At 70.7% G+C, this 17330-nt stretch carries 12 protein-coding genes and 1 pseudogene; 10 read left to right on the top strand and 3 right to left on the bottom strand.

Annotation, left to right across the window (positions count from 1 at the left end; genetic code table 11):
* Both ACWDA7_RS40715 and ACWDA7_RS40710 read left to right on the top strand, forming a co-directional pair.
* A pseudogene (locus tag ACWDA7_RS40715) lies at positions 1–174 on the top strand (IS1380 family transposase); the annotation flags it as partial.
* A gap of 199 nt (positions 175–373) precedes the next feature.
* Positions 374–1561, top strand: a complete 1188-nt coding sequence (locus ACWDA7_RS40710) for a glycoside hydrolase family 15 protein (RefSeq protein WP_450611586.1) — start codon at positions 374–376, stop codon at positions 1559–1561.
* A 75-nt stretch (positions 1562–1636) separates the two neighbouring features.
* On the opposite strand, the gene ACWDA7_RS40705 is transcribed toward ACWDA7_RS40710, so the two are convergent.
* The 3 genes from ACWDA7_RS40705 to ACWDA7_RS40695 form a co-directional block, all read right to left on the bottom strand.
* Positions 1637–2830 (bottom strand): serine hydrolase domain-containing protein, encoded by a 1194-nt coding sequence (locus tag ACWDA7_RS40705; RefSeq protein WP_450611584.1) that lies wholly within the window; start codon positions 2828–2830, stop codon positions 1637–1639.
* A 262-nt stretch (positions 2831–3092) separates the two neighbouring features.
* A complete protein-coding gene (locus tag ACWDA7_RS40700; protein ID WP_450611582.1) occupies positions 3093–3518 on the bottom strand; it encodes an OsmC family protein in 426 nt (141 codons plus the stop codon).
* 511 nt (positions 3519–4029) lie between these two features.
* Positions 4030–5391 carry a serine hydrolase domain-containing protein gene (locus tag ACWDA7_RS40695; protein ID WP_450611580.1) on the bottom strand — a complete coding sequence of 454 codons (1362 nt, stop codon included), beginning with the start codon at positions 5389–5391 and terminating at the stop codon, positions 4030–4032.
* A gap of 694 nt (positions 5392–6085) precedes the next feature.
* On the opposite strand from ACWDA7_RS40695, the gene ACWDA7_RS40690 reads away from it, so the two are divergent.
* From ACWDA7_RS40690 to ACWDA7_RS40655, 8 genes are all read left to right on the top strand, one after another.
* Positions 6086–9511, top strand: coding sequence for a S8 family peptidase (locus tag ACWDA7_RS40690; RefSeq protein ID WP_450611578.1), 3426 nt, complete (start codon positions 6086–6088; stop codon positions 9509–9511).
* Positions 9512–9793: 282 nt separating this feature from the next.
* A complete protein-coding gene (locus tag ACWDA7_RS40685) occupies positions 9794–10828 on the top strand; it encodes a winged helix-turn-helix transcriptional regulator (RefSeq protein WP_450611576.1) in 1035 nt (344 codons plus the stop codon).
* Positions 10829–11176: 348 nt separating this feature from the next.
* The gene (locus tag ACWDA7_RS40680) at positions 11177–12268 is read left to right on the top strand and encodes a GlxA family transcriptional regulator (protein WP_450611575.1); all 1092 of its coding nucleotides are present in this window, start codon (positions 11177–11179) and stop codon (positions 12266–12268) included.
* A 41-nt stretch (positions 12269–12309) separates the two neighbouring features.
* Positions 12310–13320, top strand: a complete 1011-nt coding sequence (locus tag ACWDA7_RS40675; protein ID WP_450611573.1) for a GlxA family transcriptional regulator — start codon at positions 12310–12312, stop codon at positions 13318–13320.
* 175 nt (positions 13321–13495) lie between these two features.
* Positions 13496–14851 carry a sensor histidine kinase gene (locus tag ACWDA7_RS40670; RefSeq protein WP_450611571.1) on the top strand — a complete coding sequence of 452 codons (1356 nt, stop codon included), beginning with the start codon at positions 13496–13498 and terminating at the stop codon, positions 14849–14851.
* A gap of 2 nt (positions 14852–14853) precedes the next feature.
* Positions 14854–14976 carry a hypothetical protein gene (locus ACWDA7_RS40665; RefSeq protein ID WP_450611569.1) on the top strand — a complete coding sequence of 41 codons (123 nt, stop codon included), beginning with the start codon at positions 14854–14856 and terminating at the stop codon, positions 14974–14976.
* On the top strand, positions 14976–15641 hold the full coding sequence (locus ACWDA7_RS40660) for a response regulator (protein WP_450611567.1): 666 nt from the start codon (positions 14976–14978) through the stop codon (positions 15639–15641). The genes ACWDA7_RS40665 and ACWDA7_RS40660 overlap by 1 nt, the downstream gene beginning before the upstream one ends.
* A 192-nt stretch (positions 15642–15833) precedes the next feature.
* Positions 15834–16265, top strand: a complete 432-nt coding sequence (locus ACWDA7_RS40655; protein ID WP_450611565.1) for an STAS domain-containing protein — start codon at positions 15834–15836, stop codon at positions 16263–16265.
* Positions 16266–17330 lie beyond the last annotated feature (1065 nt).

The raw sequence follows: 17330 nt of genomic DNA, 5'->3' as shown, positions 1-17330 counted from the left end.
GCCTTCCACGCCAGGGCCACCACCGCGACCCTTCGTGCCCACCTGATCCACGTCCCGGCCCGGATCGCTCGTTCCGCACGGCGCATCACCCTGCACCTGCCGCACAACTGGCGCTGGCAGCACGCTTGGAGACACCTCTTCGACACCGTCCACGCCCCGCCCGAACCCGGCTGACAGCCCCTGCCCACCCGCCCGCCAGGGCCCGACCGGAACCGAACCTGTGGAAAAGCTGGGCAGACCAGCGGATACCACCTGCCCAGGCACAGACACCAACCCGAAACCCGCTCAAAAACCCGTCAGAAGATCCACTTCAGGCCACGTCGGTGGATCAAGGCTTAGGGACACCGTCGACGGCTGGCGCTCCTGGTCCGAGATGCACCAGTCCTACCAGGGCCCGTGGGAGGAGCTGGTCCACCACAGCGGGCGCATCCTGCAGGGCCTGACGTTCCAGCCGACCGGCGCGATCGTCGCCGCCCCCACCACCTCCCTGCCCGAGTGCGTCGGCGGCGTCCGCAACTGGGACTACCGCTTCGCCTGGGTCAGGGACGCCTCCTTCACCCTGGACGCCCTGTGGGTGGCCGCCTGCCCCGACGAGGCGGAGGCCTTCTTTGGGTGGATGGCCCAGGCCGGGGCCAGCGACACCGCCCACTGCGAGTCGATGCAGATCATGTTCGGTATCCGCGGCGAACGGGATCTGACCGAGCAGGAACTGCCCCGCCTGCCCGGCTGGCGCGGCAGCCGCCCGGTCCGTATCGGCAACGGTGCCTGGCAGCAGCGGCAGTTGGACGTCTACGGCGAACTGCTGGCAGCCGCCCACCGCCTGCGCGGTGATCTCGCCGCACTGGACGCCCCCACCAAGGCTTTCCTCGCTGCCTGCGCCGATATGGCCGCCGCCTGCTGGGACCAGCCCGACCAGGGCATCTGGGAGGTTCGCAGTGGCCCGCAGCACTTCGTCTACTCCAAACTCATGTGCTGGGTCGCCGTCGACCGCGCCCTGGCACTTGCCGACGCCCTGGGTGCCCGCGCCCGCATCCCCGCATGGATGCGGGCCCGCGACGAGATCCGCGCGGCGATCGAGGAGTCTGGCTGGAGCCGAAAGGCCGGCGCCTACACCCAGGCGTTCGGCAGCGACGTGCTGGACGCCTCCGTTTTGATGATGCCGATCGTGGGCTTCCTGCCCGCCACTGCGCCCCGCATGCGCGCCACCATCGACGCCGTCCGTGACCGGCTGACCAGCGAGGACGGCCTGGTCTACCGCTACTTGAGCGCCGAGGACGGCCTGCCCGGCGAAGAGGGCACCTTCTTGCTGTGCACCTTCTGGCTGGCCCACGCCCTGGCCCTGGCCGGTGAGAGCCAAGCGGCCCGCCAGGTCTTTAAGCGAGCCGCGCGCTGCGCCAACGACGTGGGACTTCTGGCCGAGGAGGTCGATCCGGCAAGCGGTGAGCTGCTCGGCAACTTCCCGCAGGCCTTCAGCCACATCGGTCTGGTCAACGCCGCCTGGGCCATCCACCAGGCCGAGACCGGGGCGGCCGAACTGCCGCTGTGCCACCGGCCCGAGTGACCCTCAAGCCGCCCCGGTGGTGGGCCCGCCCTCGCGGGCCGGGCCCACCACCACCGGGGCGGCTTGAGGCCCCGGTTAGGAGGTGGGGATGTCGTAGACGTTCTTCGGGGTCACGATGTCGGTGACGGCCTTGGCGAACTTCGTGGTCAGCGACTTGCCTTCGACGTTGATGTCGCTGGTGGTGTGCACCACGAGCGTGGCCTTGGCCTTGGGCAGATAGACCATCACCGTCTGGTAGCCGGGCAGCGAGCCGTTGTGCCCGATCCACCCGTGGTTATCGAAGATGCCCAGGCCGTAGCTCAGGCCCTCCCGGCCTGTCGGCAGCATCGTCAGCCGTTCGGCCTGGGTCGCCTTGGACAGCAGCGTCCCCTCGGCGAGGGTGGACGCCCAGGACCGCAGATCGTGCAGGTTCGAGATCATCACCCCGGACGCGGCGCCCGGCGGGGCCCAGTTCGTCGCGTCCGTGATCGAGCCGTCGTCCGAGGCCTGGTCGGTGTAGCCGTGGGCGTGGGGGGCGGGGAACTCGGCGCCCTTGGGCATGAAGGTGTGCTTGAGGTGGGCCGGCTTGAGCACATGCCGGTTCAGGTAGCGGTCGAAGGGCTGCCCGGTCACCTTCTCCACCACCATCGACAACAGGATGGTGTTGGTGTTGCTGTACTGGTACTGGCTGCCCGCGGGGAACGCGACCGGGTGCTTGAAGGCGTAGGCCAGCAGTTCCTCGTTGGTGAACGTGCGGCTGGTGTCGGCCATGAAGGCCGTGACGAAGTCCTCGTCGTTCAGGGCGTTGAACAGGCCGCTGCGCATTTCCGCGAGGTGACGCAGCGTGATGTGGTGGCCGTTGGGGACGCCGTGCACGTACGTGGAGATCGGATCGTCCAGGCTTACCTGCCCCTGGTCGACCAGACGCAGCAGCGCGGTGACCGTGAAGGTCTTGGTGACGCTGCCGACGCGCATGTTGAAGTCGGGGGACATCGGCTGCTTCGTCGCCGTGTCGGCGGTGCCGAAAGCCCTGACGTAGCTGCCCTTGCCCGGCGCCCACAGGCCCACCGTCACCCCGGGCGTGTGCGTGGTCTTCAGAACGTTCTGGACGGCACGGTCGAGCTGGGCGCGGACCTGCGGCGTCAGTGTCCGCATCACCGGCTGCCTCGAGACGGTCCTGTGCGCCGGGGACGCATCGCCGGCGAAGGCCTGCGCCCCCGCACCGGTCGCCACCACCGTTCCGGCGGCCAGCGCCGCCCCGATCACGGCGAGCGTACGACGCCGGGTCATGGGCCGAGTGCGGCCGCTGGTCGATGAACTGTGAGGCATGCTGCGCCCTTTCCACGTGCGGGCGGGCCCCTTCGGCCCACCTGGCTTGGTTTCCATCGTGGTTGCGTCCGGCCTCCCCCTCCTCTGCCGCACGAGCGGTTTCCGCGCTCCGCCGCAGGAATGAGACACCCGCCGGCCTCACCCCCATTGCCGCCCCGCAAGGTCCCCCAACGGCAGGTGCCCCGACCCGATACGGGCCGGGGCACCTGCCAGTGCAGGGTCCTCAGGCAGCGCCCGGGGACGGCGCGGCGGGGCGGCGCGCCGTGGTGCGGGTGTGCACGGGCACCGAGGCACTGAGCATGCGCTGGATGGGGCAGTGCTCGGCGATGGTGGCCAGCCGGCTGATCTGCTCGGCGTTCAAGTCACCGATGATCTCGACGTCCTTGAGGATCTGCCCGAGCGGCCTGATCCCATGGGCCACGCGGACATCGACCTTGATGCCGGCTAGAGGCCAGCCCTTGCGTTCGGCGTACAGGCGTACCGTCATCGAGGTACACGCGCCGAGGCCGGCCAGGAGCAGCTGAACGGGGGTGGGGCCGGTGTCGGTGCCGATCGGGTCGGGTTCATCGCCGGTCAGCCGGTGGGGGCCGACGCCGATCGTCCGAGCCAGGCGCCCGCTTTCGCGGACGGTGACAGTCCGTCCAGGCATGGCATGCCTCCTCATTTACTTTTCTGTACGGCCGGGGCGCGCGTCCACGGCCTGCATGGCGTCGCGGCATGGGCCGGCGCCGCGACGGGGCGCTCACGCGGGACACGTGCAGCGACAGCCGGCACGGCCCGGGAGGATCACTGACGGCCACGGCCCGTTGGCGATGGCGCCTTGGAATCGGTGAGGTGCTCGCCTCCGGCGGGCCGGCGGCCTGGCCGGCGCTGGACGCGACGGTCGGCCAAGCGCCTTGCGGGCGTGAAGGCGTGCCGCGGCGGCATCCGCCGGGTCGGCACGTGACCTGGGCCGGCCCGGTCCTGAAGCCCGCACGAAGATCACCGCGGTCGGCCCGTTGGACGTGAGGACTGGCAGTCCGCCTACGGGACGACGGCCCAGAGAAGCGCCGCAGTCGGCCGTCGCTCGATGACCCGACTCCCACACGGCAGTGTGGCGAACGCGCCGGCAACACCGGGCACGGTGAACAAGTTCGCGGTGCTCCACGTGCCGTTCGATGTCAGGACGTGGTCGGTTGCCCCTTGGCGCGGTAGGTCCTTGGGTCGTGTATCCGGCCGTTGCGGCTGCTCATGGTGCGCGGCTTTTGATGGTGATCACTGCGGGAAAGGAAGTGGCCCCCGTCATGCGGGTTATTGACGCAGAGCGTGTGGCGTGCGGTGGTGAGCCAGGCGGAGACCTGGCCGGCATTCCAGGTGTCGGGGTCGGCATTGGTGGCCAGCACCAGTTGCCGGGTGCCGTCGGCGCTGGTGAAGGCGTTGGTCTGGGTTCCCAGGACGGTCCCGGTGTGGCCCCACATGGTGACGCCGCACAGCTGCACTTTTTCCAGGCCCAGTCCGTAGCCCTTGGTCGGATCGGCGGGATCGACCTTGTAGGGGCCGGCTTTCATCATCTCGTTCAGCTGGGCCTTGGGCAGGAGCTTGCCGGTGAGCAGGGCTCGGTCGAAGCGGGCCAGATCGTTGACGGTCGAGGTCAGTGCGCCCGCCGCCCAGGTGGTGGAGGGGCTGATGGCGGAGGTGATGTCCTGGGGTGCGCGGCCGGGTTGGCCCAGGAGGTAGCCGTGCGCGGCCGGCTCTGGGACCTTCAGGGAGCGGACGGGAAGCTGGGTGTCGCGCAGCCTGAGGGGTTGGATGATGCGGCGGTTGAGTTCCTGCTTGTAGGAGTGGTGGGTGATCTTTTCGATGATCAGGCCCAGCAGGAAGTAGTTGGTGTTGGAGTAGGAGAACTTCGTGCCGGGCTTGAACAGCGGCGCATGGGCGTTTGCCAACGCCACCAGCTGGCGCGGTGATCGGTAGTATCCGGCGTCGCCATGCAGGTAGGGGGCGGCGAAGGCCGGGTCCTGCTCGAAGGGGTACAGCCCGCTGGTGTGGTTGAGCAGCTGGCGCACGGTGATGTGGTCGCCGCCTTTGATGATGCCCGGCAGGAACTGCTGCACGGTGTCGTCCAGGCCAAGGCGGCCTTCGGCCACCAGCTGCAGCACCAGGGTGGCGGTGAACACCTTGGTGTTGCTGCCGATGCGCAGATGGTCTGCGGTGCTCATGGGCCGCTTGGTGGCCAGGTCGGCGTAGCCGGCCGCAGCCATCGCGGTACGGCCGTGGTCTTGGATGAGGGCGATCGCTCCGGGCAGACCCGCCCCGGTCAGCTGTCGGACGGCCTGCCGGGCGGCATGGTCACCAGCCCAGGGGCGGCCTGGTGATGTGTGCGAGGTCGCTGCGGGGGAGGGGGCCGTGTGAGGGCCGGCGGCGAAAGCGGTGGCGCCGGGGGCCAGGACGGCTGCGGCCGCGCCCGCGGCGCACAGGGGAGCGGCGACCCACCTGCCGCGTCGGCGTGTCGGGCGCGCGGGAGTGGTGGCGTCACGGGTCATGAAAGTGGCTCCCAGGAGGCAGGTTCTTTTCCGCGTCGGCGGATCGGTGTGTCACCAGCCTGCGTGCGGCCGGGGTGAAAGACGTCCGCTCCTTGGACCACCCTTGGGCTCCGCCTTGTGGGGGAGGGCGGGGTGCGGCTGCGTCTGCCGGCTGAGACCGGCAGGCGCACCCCACGGCGGTGCAGGCACATCGAGGATCCCGGCCCCGCTGCACCGCCGGCCGTGCCGGCGGTGCAGCGCACGTGGGCGACAGCGCGGTGCGCGCTCGCGCAGGCACCCACGCAAAAGGCAGGCGCCGCAAAAACCGGAGCGGAACAGACCGGGGGCGGAACAAAAAGAAGTGGCCACGGGGTGGGTCGAATGTCCCTCTGATCGGGACATCGGTGCGGCCTCATGTCGTAACGAAATGGGGGCGTTCTTTTCCGCGCGTTTTCGGCTCGGGCTCCCCGGCGGCGTATTCCCTCTCAGCCTTGGCATGTGGCCCCAGGATCGGCCGAGTTGACGGCCCGCCCGAGGTATGTATGGCCACTTCCTGACGTTGACTCCTGTTCGCCACGCCAGGCCCTTTCGGGGGTGATCGGCGGCGTTGAAAGATGTCGCCGCCCGGCAGGTGAATCCACGAAGTTCCGGGCCTGTGCCGGGACATGCGGCACAGCCTTTGCTTGCCTGCTTGTGATCCAAGGAGTCAGTTCTGTTGAAACGTCTTCATACGGCCGCGGCTGCTGTCGTCGCCGCCGCTTCGCTGTGTATCGCCGTCCTGCCCGCCCAGGCCGGTGCGGCGCCCGTCGCCTCGAAGGCCACCCGGTTGGGTGCGGGTGCGGCCACCACGGTGACGCTGATCACCGGTGACCGGGTCAGGGTCTCCACGGACGCCGGTGGCCACCGGGCTGTTGCGGTGGAGCCCGCCGACATCCCCGGGCGTCATGTGGTGTTCAGCGCGTGGACCGGCTCCGGCGGCGACGTGCGGGTGGTGCCCAGCGACATGGCGCCGCTGCTGGGCTCGGTCCTGGACGAGCGGCTGTTCGATGTCGGTGAGCTCATGCGGGAGGGCTACGACGATGCGCACGCCTCGTCGCTGCCGCTGATCGTGCAGCACGCTTCGGGGGCGCGGGCTGCCGCGCTGAGCGGGGCCGGGGTGCGTACCGGCCGGGAGCTGAGCAGCATTCATGCCACCGCCGTCGGTGAGGTCCGCTCCAAGGCCGCCGCCGGTCTGGGAACAGCCCTGGCGAAGGCCGGTCACGCCGCGCTGGCCGGCCACAAGGCCGCCGGCACGCTGGGTGGTGCGCTGGCCGGCGTCCGGCACGTGTGGCTGGACGGCAAGGTCAAGGCCGCCGGCCTCGACTGGAACCTCGAGAAGATCAATGCCCCGCAGGCGTGGTCCACCGGCGCTACCGGCAAGGGTGTGAAGGTCGCCGTCATCGACACCGGGATCGACACCACCCACCCCGACCTGGCCGGCCAGGTGGACGCGTCGGTCAACTTCTCCGACGCGGCCGACACCGGTGACCACGTCGGCCACGGCACCCATGTGGCGGGCACCATCGCCGGTACCGGCGCCGCCTCCGGCGGGGCACGCAAGGGCGCCGCCTTTGGTGCCACGCTCTTGAACGTCAAGGTCCTGGACGACGACGGCCAGGGCATGGACTCCTCCGTCATCGCCGGCATGGAGTGGGCGGCCCAGCACGGAGCGAAGGTCGCCAACCTGAGTCTGGGCGGGGAGCCGACCGACGGCACCGACCCCGACAGCCTGGCCCTTGACCAGCTCACCGCCCAGTACGGCACCCTGTTCGTCGTCGCGGCCGGCAACAACAGCCGGCCCCACACCATCGCCACGCCCGGCGCGGCGGATGACGCGTTGACGGTGGCCGCCACCGACCGCGACGATGCCGTGGCCCGTTTCTCCTCCCGCGGCCCGCGCATCGACGGCGCCTTCAAGCCCGACATCTCCGCCCCCGGGGACGGCATCGTCGAAGACCGCGCCGCGGGCACCTCGTTGGGCAGCCCGGTCGACCAGTACTACACCACCCTGTCCGGCACCTCCATGGCCACCCCGCACGTCGCGGGCGCGGCCGCCCTGCTGGCCCAGGAACACCCCGACTACACACCGGCGCAGCTGAAGTCCGTCCTGCAGTCCAGCTCCCACGCCCTGGGCGGCCCGGCCCCGGGCGTGGTCTTCGGCTCCGACCAGGGCGCCGGCCGGCTGGACGCCGCCGCCGCGCTGCACCAGCAGGTCGTCCCCGACCGGGCGACCTTCGACTTCGGCCGCCTGCTGTGCGACAACACCAGTGCGATGACCCGGCAGGTCACCCTCACCAACACCGGCAAGGCGGACGCGTCGTTCGACCTGTCCTCCCAGCTGACCGCCCTGAGCAACCTTCAGGCGGCACCGGACGGCATGGTGAAGCTGTCCGCCGACCACCTGACCGTTCCCGCCGGCGGATCCAAGACCCTCACCCTCACCCTCGACCCGAGCCAGACCCTTGAAGGCGAGTACTCCGGTCAGGTCGTGGCCACCCCCACCGGTGGCGGTGCGCCCCTGCACCTGGCGATCGGCTTCGAGAAGTCCGACCTGTGCGCCCTGCACCTCTCGGCGCTCGGCCTGGACGGCAAGCCCGCCATCGCCTACGGCCCGGTGCTGGACCTGGACACCGACCGCCACACGGGCGTGGGTATGGCCGAGAGCGGGACGACGATGCTGCTGCCCAAGGGCAAGCATCTGGCCTTCGCCCTCAGCGTGGAGCAGATGCAGCCCGACGGGCGCCTGGCCGCCGCCGTGATGAACGTCCCCGAGATCACGGTCACCCCCGGCAAGGACGTCGTGCTGGACATGCGGAAGACCTCGCCCGTCACGGCCGACATTCCCAGCCGGCACGTGGCGACGGCCACCACCTATGTGAACGCCAACCGCACCAGCGCCGACGGCGTCGGCCACATCGCGTTCTTCGACATGGCCACCGACGCCTCCTCCGACATCGCCCTGTACGCCGGTCAGACCGCCGATCCCGTCATCCACGGCACCCTGGACACCCAGCAGTACGTCCGGCTGGTGGATGCCGCGCACGCCACCGACCCCGCGCACGCCTCCCAGGTGTACGACCTGGCCTGGACCGGCCACTCCTTCCCCGCCGACATGCGCCACGTGCTCACGGACAGGGACGTGGAAAAGCTGGCCCGGCTGGACGCCGAGTACCGCAACCTCAACTACCCGCAGCAAAGCCGGGGCGATTTCGAGGGACGGCTGCCCTCCGCGAACGGCAAGCCGCTGTTCTTCCTGTGGCCCCCGCACCAGCAGATCGCCCTGCCCATCAAGCGGACCGAGTACGTCAGCCCCTACCTGGACTGGCAGCGCTGGTACTTCCACAACTCCTCCAGCAACTGGGCGACCACCCAGCTGATGAGCATCTCGGCCCAGCACTACCGCACGGGTGAGCGCACGCACGAGGACCAGCTCGCCGGCCCGTTCACCACGGTCGGCACCGGCCGGCTGGACGCGCACGTCCTGGAGATGCTGGCCTGGGATGTGACCGACACCGCCGGCAACAGCCTGTGGAACGACAACCCCGCCGGAACGGAGCCGGGCTGGGGCAATGAGACCCGGGCGTGGCAGGACGGCCGGCTGGTCGCCGACTGGCACGACTACCAAGGCGGCTTCGACCTGCCCGCGCCGTCCGCTCCGACCACCTGGAAGGTCCAGCGCGACATCACCACCCCCGGCAAGCTCACCAGCGGCAACGACACGCACACGGTGTGGACCTTCAAGACCAGGCCCGTCACCGACGGCACCGTCTCGCTGCCTCTGCTCAACCTCGACTACCGCATCCCGCTGGACGAGAACAACCAGGCCCGGCCGGGCCACGCCCTGCCCCTGACCATCGCTGCGCACCGCCTGGCCGGCGCGCAGCCCAGCCGGATCACCTCGCTTGAGGTCACCTACTCCACCGACGGTGGAAAGACCTGGCACAAGCCGAACGGCGCGATGGAGGACGGCCGCTACCAGGGTGTCCTGCCGGGCAGCGCTCTGGCGGCCGGCCAGATGGTCGCCCTGCACGTCACCGCCCGGGACGCCGAGGGCGGCACCATCGACCAGAGCCTGAACGAGGCGATCCTGGCCGCCCGCTGATTCACCCGATGCACCACCACAGGCCGCATCCGGCAGGGACGAGCACACAAGTCCCGGCCGGATGCGGCGTATCCGCACGCGGCAGGCCCGGGAGAGGCACGGGGGCGGGCGGCCGCCGGGGTCGGGCCACGAGCCGATGTGCCCGAAGGGACGAGGTGGCCCGGGATGAGGCAAGGGTGGCCACTGGTGCGGTACCGAGCCGGCTGCGACTCTGCCAGCCTTCACGGGTCCCGGGCAGCAGGCCGCACGAGACCAGGCCGAGCCGCCCGTCAAGGCGAACCGATGTGGAAGGCGAGCGTGCAGGTCAACGTGATGGATCAGGGGCCCGGCCAGGAGGCGGAACCCGTTCTTGCCCCGCTGGGCCTGTCACCGACCCAGGAGAGGATCTACCTGACACTGCTGGCGTTGGGCGGCGAGCACACCGAGCGGCTCGCCGACCTGCTGCACCTGCCGGCGCAGACCGCGGCAGCAGGCCTGGCCCACCTGGCGGCGCTCGGGCTGGTGGCCGGGCAGGACACGGCGGCCGGCGGCCGGTACACGGCCGTGGCCCCCGATGTCGCGGTGGCGGCGGCGGTGATGCAGCGCCAGGCGGCCCTGCTGAAGGTTCAATCCCGCATCGACGCGCTGATGCACACCTACCGCAGCCGTGCGGACGGGGCCGGCCCGCCGGCCGAGCTCATCCGCCACCCCGAAGAGATCCGGGAGTGCTTCGTGCGCCTGCAGCGCACGGCCCGCCGGGAGGTGCTCACGTTCACCCGCCTGCCCTTCGCCCTGGCCCTGGAGAGCAACGACACAGAGCTGGAGATGCTCGCGCACGGCGTGCAGTACCGGGCCGTCTACGAGCGGGCCGTGCTGGCCCAGCCCGGCGCGAGTGAACACTTGCGCTGCTACCTCGATGCCGGCGAACAGGCCCGCGCCGCAACCGTCCTGCCCAGCAAGTTCGTCATCGCCGACCGCCGCCTTGCCCTGATCCCGGTGGGTGCAGATCAGGAGCCGGCCGCCGGCTGCCTCCTGATCCGCACGCGGGGGATCGTGGACGCCCTGGCCGCCCTGTTCGAGCAGGTGTGGGACCGCTCGGTGCCCCTGCAGCGGCACGAGCGGGCCGGGCCGGACAGCGACGCGCAGGCCATCTTCGGCGGCGAGGACCTCGAGCTCCTCGCGCTGATGCTGGCCGGCCTGCCCGACAAGGCCCTGGCATCCCAACTGGGGCTCAGCGTCCGCACGGTTCACCGGCGTATCCGCCGTCTGATGTCCCTGGCCGGCTGCACCACCCGCATGCAGCTGGGCTGGTACGCCGCCCGCGCCGGGCTGCTGTGAGAAGGGGGGTTAGAGCACGGGTGAGCCGGGCGGCATGCCGGGGTGGCCCCGAACACCCGGCGGGAACGGCGCAGCACGACCGGGTTGGTGGCAGCGCTGATGAGCGCGGCGCTTCGCGCAGCAGTGCCGGGGGATTGCGATGCCGGCGATGACGGTTGCGGATGTGCGAGGCCTGTCGTCGTCGTGGCCGTGCGGTTGTGCCCCCCACCGTCCGCGGCCGGCCGCAGGATGCCGAGAGCTTGCCCGGCCGGGGGATTCCCACCGTTTTGGCCCTCTCGCGGGCGATGGCCGGATACGAGGGATATCGGTCCTTGCCCCGCCGTGAGACCTGGCCCGACCCTTGCAGTCATGATCACCTCGAACGGCCCGGCCGGCGCGGACAGGCGCCTACGCACCCATCCTGTCGTGATGGTCCTCTACGACGGAGTGCAGGCACTGGACGTCACCGGGCCGATGGACGTCCTGGCGGCCGCCAACGACCACGGGGGCCGCTACCGGGTTGTTGCCCTCTCGCCCGGCGGTAAGGAGGTGCGCACTACGTCCGGGTTGCGGTTTGCCGCCGACGGGGTGCTGGAGGAGTGGTTGGGGCGGATCAGCACGCTCATGGTTCCCGGCAGCCCCAACTGGCACGTGCCCGTGGAAGACCACGGGCTGATCGGGGAGTTGACGCGGCTGGCCCGCTCGGCCGGCCGGGTGGCCTCCCTGTGCGCGGGAGCCTTCCCGCTGGCAGCCGCGGGCCTGCTCGACGGGTGCCGTGTGGCCACCCACTGGCGGCAGGCCGACCAGCTGGCCGCCCACTTCCCGTCGGTGCACGTGGACCGTGATGCGCTGTTCATCCGTGACGGACGGATCATCACCTCGGCGGGCGTGACCGCGGGCATCGACCTGACCCTGTCGCTGGTGGAGGAGGACCTGGGGCCGGAGGCGGCGCGGGCCGCGGCCAAGGACCTGGTGGTCTTCATGGCCCGGCCGGGCGGGCAGTCCCAGTTCAGCGTCCGGCTGCGCGCACGGTATGGCCGCAGCGCCGGCGTGCGGGCGGTGCTGGACGCCGTGACGGCCGCTCCTCAGGCGGACCACAAGCTGCCCGCACTGGCGGCACGCGCGGGAGTGAGCGTGCGCCACCTGACCCGGCTGATCCGCCGGGAGACCGGCACCACGGCCGCCCAGTTCGTCGAGCAGATCCGCCTGGAAGCGGCGCAGGGCATGCTCGAGTCGGGAACCGACCCGTTGGACACGGTCGCCCGCAGGAGCGGATTCGGATCCGCGGAAACGCTGCGCCGTGCGTTTCAACGCGAATTCGGAATCACCCCCAGCGCCTACCGGGCGCGTTTCCGTACCACACAGCCGGAATGCCCCCGGGCGCCCTCCGGCCCCGGCGACACAATGCCCGCAGGCCACGTGGCGACCGCGAGGGGCGGCGGGCCGGTAAACGGTGGGTGACCGCCTTGCCCCGCGTATGGGGGCAGGCGGAGGATTTTCCCATGGACGGGCGAAGCGGGCGAAGCCGGCCGCACCTGGTGGTGATGGTGCTGTTCGACTGCGTTCAGTTGCTGGACGTCACCGGGCCGCTGGAGGTGTTCGCCGCCGCCAACGACCAGGGCGCCTGCTACCGGTTGCTGACCGCCTCCTGCGGGGGGCGGGAGGTGGTGACCACGGCGGGTGCGCGGCTGGCGGCGGATGCGGCCCTGGAGGAGTTCACCGGCACCATCGACACTCTGATCATCCCCGGCCGCTCCGACTGGCGTCGGGCGGTGTCCGACGCCCCCCTCATCGCCGGTATCAGCCGGCTGGCCGGGTTCTCCCGCCGGGTGGCCTCGGTGTGCGCGGGCGCGTTCCCGCTTGCGGCCACCGGGCTGTTGGACGGGCGTCGGGCGGCCACCCACTGGTGCCTGGCCGGCGACCTGGCCAGGCGTTTTCCCTGCATCCAGGTCGATGCCGACTCCATCTTCGTGCGGGACGGGCATCTCATCAGCTCCGCCGGAGTCACCTCCGGTATCGATCTGGCCTTGTCGCTGGTGGAGGAGGACTTCGGCCCCCGGGTGGCGCGGGCGGCGGCGAAATATCTGGTGGTCTTCATGGCCCGGCCGGGCGGCCAGTCCCAGTTCAGCGTCCGTCAGGCAGCCCGGCAGCCACGCCACCAGGTGGTGCGGCAGGTGCTGGACGAGGTCACGGCCGATCCCGCCGCCGATCACAGCCTTCAGGCCGTGGCCGGCCGGGTCGGTGTGAGCGTGCGCCAGCTCACCCGGCTCTTTCGCGCCGAGACCGGGATGACCGTGACCCGCTTTGTGGAGCAGATCCGCATCGAGGCCGCCCAAGGGCTGCTGGAGTCCGGCACCGACCCGCTGGACGTCGTCGCCCGCCGTTCGGGTTTCGGCTCCGAGGAAACCCTGCGCCGCGCCTTCCAACGGGAACGCGGCATCACCCCCGGCGCCTACCGGGCGCGGTTCAGGACCACCTTCACGGCACAGCCGGTCATGGCCGGGGCCCACTGACCGGCCCCTCCTATTCGTTCCGGCCACATATCCGGCCGTACTTTCCGCTGAGCGGGCCATATCTTCCTTTTCGCGCCGGATCCGGGAAATCCGTCGCAGTTCTTGCACGTTGCCGAGTCCGTCACGCGATAAAAGGGCCGCTTTGGGAGCTGTCATCGGCAGACGTTTCACTTTTGTGCACGAGGCGCGCAGGCAGGGGCACATCGATGCCCTCGCCCGGCGCCGGGTACCGCCCGCAGTGGTTGACCTCCTGCTCGCCCCGTTGCTCGCGGTGGCCGCCCTCGCGCAGGCCGTCGATCCCGCGCATCCGACCGGACGCGGCCTGGATACGGTGGGCATCGCCTTGGCCCTGATGGTGGGAGCCCCCTTCGCGGTGCATCGCCGATGGCCGAGCGCCGCGCTGTGGGCCGTCGGGGCGGCGGCGGCCGCGCTCCAGGCCCGCCACTCCATCCCCGCCCCGGCGGCCGGCGGGGGTGCCACCATCGGCACGGTGCTACTGGCCGTCGGGGTGGCGGTCTTTTTCACCACCGTCCGCATCGGACGCTGCCCCACCTACCGGCTGCTGGCGCTGACGGCCCTGGCGGCCGGCAGCACCGAAATACTGATCGCCCCCGCCGACAACATCGGCTCGGCCCTCGCCGTGGACGTCCTCGCGGTCGCCGCGTGGGCCTTGGGATGCCTGGTCAGGGCCCGCCGCGCCATAGCGGCCGAAGCGCTCGAGCATGCGGCCGCCCTCAAGCGGGAGCAGGTCGCGCTGGCCCGCACCGCCGTGGTGGAGGAGCGCGCCAGGATCGCCCGCGAACTGCACGACATCGTGGCCCACCACGTGAGCGTCTCTGATTGGCTTAGCGAGCCTGAGCGTTGCTCAGCCTTGGGAGCCAATCGCCTTCGCGCCCTGGTACTGAACGACAGGAGCCGCCAGCCCGCGTGGCACGTCCCTCCGGACGCTGGTCGACCTGGGCCGCAAGACCCGACCGAGGAGGGTGCCCGACGTCGCCTGGGCGCCGGGCGTGCGCGTAGCACTCTGCCACAGGTTCACTACGCTTCGCTAATCCAACTGGTGAGCCTGATGATCGTGCAGGCCATCGCCGCCGACCGCGTCCAGAGCACGGACCCGGCCAAGACCCATGAGATGCACGCCGCCATCGAGGCGACCGGCCGTGCCGCCGTCGCGGAGCTGCGGCGCCTGCTGGAACTGCCGCGCACCGAGGAGGACGAGGCGGTGGCGGGACGCCCACCGCAGCTGGCCCTCGCCGACATCCCTCCACTGCTGGACTGCCTGCGCGAAGCGGGACTTCGCGTGGAGTCGACCCACACGGGCACGGCCCGCCCTCTGCCGGGCCGGCACCGAGCTCACCGCCTACCGGGTCGTGCAGGCAGGTTGGCCAACACGCTCAAACACGCCGGGCACACCCACGCAATCGTCACCTTCGACTGGCAGCCGCACTGCCTGACCGTCACGGCGTGCGACGACGGCCCGCTCGCGCCCGCGTCCGGCCCGTGCCGCCCGGCGGCGGGCACGGCCTGGTGAACATGCACGTATGCGTCGCCGCCGTCGGCGGCACCCTCCACACCGGCCCCTTGCCGCGCGGCGGCTTCCTTGTCCGCGCCGACCTGCCCCTCACCCCATCCGACAACGAAACGGCCTCTCCCTGATGACTGCCACTCGCATCCTGCTCGTCGACGACCAGCCCATGATCCGCACCGGGCTCCGCCTCATCCTCGAAGCCGAACCCGATCTGACCGTGGTCGGCGAATCCGGCGACGGCCTGGCCGCCATCGAGGACACCCGCAGCCTGCAACCGGACGTCGTCCTCATGGACATACGCATGCCCCGGCTGGACGGGGTGGAGGCGACCCGCCGCATCCTTGAGACCCAGCCCGCGTCCCGGGTGATCATCCTGACCACCTTCGACCTGGACGAACACGTCCTGGACGCCCTGCGCGCCGGGGCCAGCGGCTTCCTGGTCAAGGACGGCCCGGCCGACTTTCTCGTCGGAGCGATCCGCACGGTCGCCTCAGGCGAGGCGGTCATCTCGCCGCGGGTGACCCGCCGGCTCCTCGAACGGTTCGCCGCACTCCCCGAACCGGTGCCCGCCCCGCCAAGCCTTAACGCCCTCACGGAACGGGAAATAGACGTGCTGAGGGCCCTGACCCGGGGCCTGTCCAACGCCGAGATCGCCGCCGAACTCTTCGTCAGCGAAGCCACCGTGAAGACCCATATCGCCCACATCCTCGACAAGTACCACCTGCGCGACCGCGTCCAGGCCGTCATCCTCGCCTACGACACGGGACTAGCCCTGCCCTCCACCCGCCCCTAGGACACAGGCACAGCACCAAGGAGGAGGCGCCCGCCACCGTCATCCCCACGAAGGATCTCACCATCGCCACCTCGACGGATGCCCTGCACACGTGGTGGGGCACAGGCTGGATGAGTCAACGGCCACGTCGTCGGCGGCAGCGAGCGCCGCGCTGGACAGGCGGCCAGGAATCTCTCAAGGAAACAACACGTGATGACCACGAGCACGCTCGACCGTCCCGCCCTCGGCCCGACGATCTCCTGGCCGTGCCCGTCTCCTTTGCGCATCACCCTCCTCATGGGGCCCGGCTGCAGCATGCTCGTCCGCCTGAGCGGCGAACTGGACATCGCCACCAGCCCCGCGGTCAACAGCGCCCTCGACTTCTGCCTCAGCCTCGACCACAGCCACGGCGTGACCCTCGATGCGGCCGGCCTCACCTTCATCGACGCGGCCGGTCTGCACCCCCTCATCGAGGCCCACGCGCTCAGCACGCGACGCGGCCAGTGGCTGCGGATCGCAGCGGCGAGCACCGCGCTGCGCCGGGTGCTGACCCTGACCCGGCACACCCACCGGCTCCTTGACTGCACGGCAGCCGGCCAGGGCGACACAGACCAGGTTCTGCCCGGATCGCTGCCGCAGTGCTGACCGCGCCCCTCCGAAGGGAGGGGCCTTTCCTGCCCTCCTTCACCTTAAGGCGGACGGCCCGAAGGGCAGGGCCTCCTCGGGCGTTTGCGGTGGCCGGTGACCGGTGGTCAGGTGAAGGCGTCGCCGACGCCCCGGTCAGGTCGGTACGGCACACATCCGGCGACGACTCCACAGGATGGGCGGGCGGTTGCACAGCACTACCCGGACCCGTCATCAGCGCCACAGCACGGTGAATGGCGCCTCTCACCGGGCCGGTTGGCCGATGCCGCCGCCGAAGTGCTGGGAGCGTGCCCGTTGCTCCCGGTGTCCCGTCCGGTTTCGGCCCGGCGTGTGGCGGGCGGGCCCGGGCGTCCGCGTCCTAACGTGTACGGCGACAACGGCCGGTTCATCGAAGGCCCCAAGGTCCCCTTGACCAACCGCGGCCGGCACCCGCGTGGGGCGCTTGGCCGTGTCACGCCACGCCGCCGGCGGATTGCGCCGCCGGCTTTCCGGCCGTCACACGCAGGACCGCACCCACGCGCCATCCCTCCGGCTCGCGGGTCACCTCGATTGTTTCGGCCAGTGCCTCGACGATGCCAGGCCGCGTCCGTGCTCGGCCAGTTCCTGCGGGAGGGGAGCCGGTGGGCCGCCACAGGAGCTCCGGAGTCCGTCACGCACAGGTACAGCTGGTCTTCCTGCTTAAGGAGGCGGATGGTCATCTCCGCGTGGCCGTAGCGCGCGGGGTTGGGAGCTGTTCGGTTTCGGATGTGCAGGAGTGTGTGTGCGTGTGCATGAGCATGTACTGGTTCGTGGTGGTGCAGCGCGCACGACGCTTGGCGGGCTCTGAATGTCAGTGCCGGCCGGTAGCGTTCTTCCTGTTGCCGATCAAGTGTTGTGGAGGGGGGTGCATCGATGCGTGGTGAGTCGCTGCGTACGATCGCTGTCCCCTTCGTGGCCGTCGGCCCGTCCGGCGTGGCGATCCGCACCCGCATCAAGGGCCTCACGCCGGACGACGAGCAGGTGTTACGTGTGGTCGGCGCGCATCTGGGGTCGCTGGCCTCGAAGGATCTCAAACGCCGGTGCGCT

Source organism: Streptomyces sp. NPDC001156 (genome assembly GCF_053598275.1).
Note: the sequence above shows the minus strand (reverse complement) of the source record. Positions and strands in the feature narration are given on the sequence as shown.